A 1,051-nucleotide genomic window follows, 5' to 3' on the forward strand; every position below is an offset into this window, starting at 1 on the left:
TGATTACTCACAATTCGAATCAGCTGCTGAAGAAAAAGAAAGTGGTATTACCATTTATACATCACACGTAGATTACGATTCTCCAATCCGTCACTATGCTCACGTAGACTGCCCGGGCCACGCCGATTATGTTAAAAACATGATTACTGGTGCTGCTCAGATGGACGGCGCGATCCTTGTATGTGCTGCGACTGATGGTCCTATGCCACAAACTCGTGAACACATCCTACTTTCACGTCAGGTTGGTGTACCGTACATCATCGTATTCTTAAACAAGTGTGACCTTGTTGATGATGAAGAATTACTTGAATTAGTAGAAATGGAAGTTCGTGAACTTCTTTCTACTTATGACTTCCCAGGTGATGACACTCCAATCATCCGTGGTTCAGCGCTTCAAGCATTAAACGGTAACGACGGTCCTTATGGCGAACAAGCTGTAATCGACTTAGTTGCTGCACTTGACTCTTACATTCCAGAGCCAGAGCGTGCAATCGATAAAGCATTCCTAATGCCAATCGAAGATGTATTCTCGATTTCTGGTCGTGGTACAGTTGTAACTGGCCGTGTAGAATCTGGTATCGTTAAAGTTGGCGAATCAGTTGAAATCGTTGGTATTCGTGACACTGTTGTGACGACTGTAACTGGCGTTGAAATGTTCCGTAAATTGCTTGACGAAGGTCGTGCTGGCGAGAACTGTGGTGTTCTTCTTCGTGGTACTAAGCGTGAAGACGTACAACGTGGTCAAGTACTTGCTAAGCCAGGTACAATCAAGCCGCACACTAAATTCGACGCAGAAGTATATGTACTTTCTAAAGAAGAAGGTGGTCGTCATACTCCATTCTTAAATGGTTACCGTCCACAGTTCTACTTCCGTACAACTGACGTAACTGGCGCAATCCAATTACAAGACGGCGTTGAAATGGTTATGCCAGGTGACAACGTTGAAATGTCAGTAGAATTAATTCACCCAATCGCAATGGACCCAGGTCTACGTTTTGCGATTCGTGAAGGTGGTCGTACTGTAGGTGCTGGTGTTGTTGCGAAAGTAACT

General features: G+C 44.4%; 1 protein-coding gene. It reads left to right on the plus strand.

Annotated features, from left to right (window positions below; all coding sequences use genetic code 11):
- A partial coding sequence (tuf, locus tag J2Y37_RS15855) for an elongation factor Tu (protein WP_349033422.1) occupies positions 1–1,051 on the plus strand: 1,051 nt, incomplete at both ends.

It is taken from the genome of Acinetobacter sp. 3657, assembly GCF_031456775.1.
Classification (GTDB): domain Bacteria; phylum Pseudomonadota; class Gammaproteobacteria; order Pseudomonadales; family Moraxellaceae; genus Acinetobacter.